At 71.6% G+C, this 2,269-nt stretch carries 2 protein-coding genes; both read right to left on the bottom strand.

The window, feature by feature from the left end; all coding sequences use genetic code 11:
• Positions 1 to 91: 91 nt before the first annotated feature.
• The gene (locus P1J78_RS24650; RefSeq protein WP_275570021.1) at positions 92 to 535 is read right to left on the bottom strand and encodes a CBS domain-containing protein; all 444 of its coding nucleotides are present in this window, start codon (positions 533 to 535) and stop codon (positions 92 to 94) included.
• Between the two features lie 134 nt (positions 536 to 669).
• Positions 670 to 2,269, bottom strand: a 1,600-nt coding sequence (locus P1J78_RS24655; protein WP_309568153.1) for an FAD-dependent monooxygenase, incomplete at its 5' end; no start/stop codon positions are given.

Raw genomic sequence — 2,269 nt, forward strand, 5'->3', positions numbered from 1 at the left:
ACTCGGCAGGATATGCGACCTGTTCTCTCCGGTTGAATGCAGAAACTATTTCCAGGCTGCGGGATATGCGCCTGGTTAATCCCGAAAGACTCTAGACCGCGGCCAGATGCGCCCCGGCCAGGTCGCGCAGCGTTCCCCGCTCCAGTTCCATCTCCTCGAACCGGTCGCGCACGATGTCGCCGATCGACACCAGCCCGACCAGCTTGCCGTCCTCGCAGACCGGCACGTGCCGCACCCGCGCCCGCGTCATGCGCTGCGCGACGACGCCGATCGTGTCGCCGGGCGCGCAGGTGACGGGCCGGTCGTCCATGACGTCCGCCGCCGTCTCGTGCAGCGCCCGCGGCCCGTGATCCACCAGCGCCTGCAGGATGTGCCCCTCGGCGATCACCCCTTTCAGCCGCTCCTCCGCGTCGCAAACGACCAGCGCGCCGACGCGCTCCAGCCGCATATGCGCGGCGCAATGCTCCAGGATCGTGTCGGGGCGCACGGTCTTCACCTCGTGCCCCTTGCGGTGCAGGATTTCGCGAATGTGCATGGCTCACCTCCTCCCATCGGGATTGCGCCCGCCGGAGGAGACGTCCCGCGCCTCCGGCGGGCTCTGATGGGTCGAGCCTAGCACATCCCGGCGCGAGTCGCCTGCCTTCTCGACTCCGGGGCGTGCGGACGGCCTCAGCCGGCGCCGGCCAGGGCCGCCTCCCGCCCGGCCGCAACCGCCAGCACCTCCGCCGCCGCGCCATCGTCCCCGGCCCAGGCCACGTAGTGATCCGGCCGGACCAGCACCATCTCGGCCCCGTAGCGCGCCGCCGCCGGCCCGCGCGCGTCGGCCACGCGCTCGAACGGCAGCCCCAGCCGCGCCGCCGCCTCCCCGAAGGCCGCGCCGCGCCCGTCCGCGGTGAAGTCCAGAAGCGTGAAGCCGTCCCCGATGGCGTCGTACACGGCCCGCCCGTCCGACAGATCCGCCGGCGACAGGTGATGCCCCGCCCGCGCCGCCAGCGCGTGCCGGCCCTTGGCGCTCGGCCGCGCGCCGGGCACCGGGCACAGGGGCGAGCCCTCGTAGTTCGGCTCGAAGGCATCCACCTCCGCCGCGTCCAGGTTCCGCCCCTCCCAGGCGGCGCGGAACGCCTCGGGGTCGGCGTCGGGCGAATGCGTCTCCAGAAACGCCCGGTCCTCGCGGATATAGCGCTCGATGAACCCTTCCGCGAGGCTTTCGAAGACCGGCCGCCGCTCGGCGTCGTAGCTGTCCAGAAGCGCCTCGCCGCCCCAGCCCTGGATCGCCGCCGCCAGCTTCCAGCCGAGGTTGCGCGCATCCTCCAGCCCCATGTTCACGCCATAGCCGCCATAGGGCGGATGCGAATGACAGGCATCGCCGGCGATGAACACCCGGCCGGTGCGATAGCGGTCGGCGATGGCGATGCGCAGGTCCCAGAACCCCAGATAGTCGATCTCCAGCGCCACGTCGGCGCCGATGGCCGCGGCGATGAAGGCGCGGAAGTCGAAATTCTCGGTCGTCGTGTCCAGCGGCACCGGCGCGTGGAAGAAGAAACTGCGCCCGTGATCCACCCGCCCGAAGAACAGCCAGTAGCCCTCGTAATCGGGATGCAGCACGCAGAAGAACGCCTTGCCCGGGTAGCGCTCCAGCTTCTCGTGCAGCTCGGGCGAATCGAACACCGCCAGCACCATGCGCCGGTCGTGGTCGCGCAGCGTCTGGGGGATCCCGGCCGCCTCGCGGATGAACGACTTGCTGCCGTCCGCCCCCACCAGGTAGCGGCCCCGCAGGCTGCGCCGCGCGTCGCCTGTCCGCTCCGCGATCTCCAGCGTCACGCCGTCCGCGTCCTGCGCCAGCGCCGCGCCCTCCCAGCCATAGAGCACGTCGACCGCCTCGATCTCCGCCGCCCGCGCGCGCAGCACCCGCTCGGTCGCGTATTGCGGAAGCCGCGCGTTGGCCGTGGCGTAGTAGTCCGCCACGCTCTCCCGCGTCAGCCAGTCGTAGGTATAGTCGCTCAGGAGCGTCCGGTAGGTGGTCAGCCCGCCGATCCCCGCCCCCTCCGGGATCGGATGCGCCACGCGCAGTTCCGCCTCGCAGGCCCAGGCCCGGAAATGCTCGGCCGTGCGCTGGGTCAGGTTCTGCCCCTTGGGCACCGGCTGCGGCTCGGGATAGCGCTCCACCACGCAGACCCGCACCCCGCGCTGCCCCAGCTCGATGGCCAGCCCCATCCCCACGGGCCCGCCGCCATTGACGATCACATCATAGTCCCGCGTCACGCACGCC

Origin of the sequence: Psychromarinibacter sediminicola (assembly GCF_029168335.1) — a bacterium.
GTDB lineage: Bacteria > Pseudomonadota > Alphaproteobacteria > Rhodobacterales > Rhodobacteraceae > Psychromarinibacter > Psychromarinibacter sediminicola.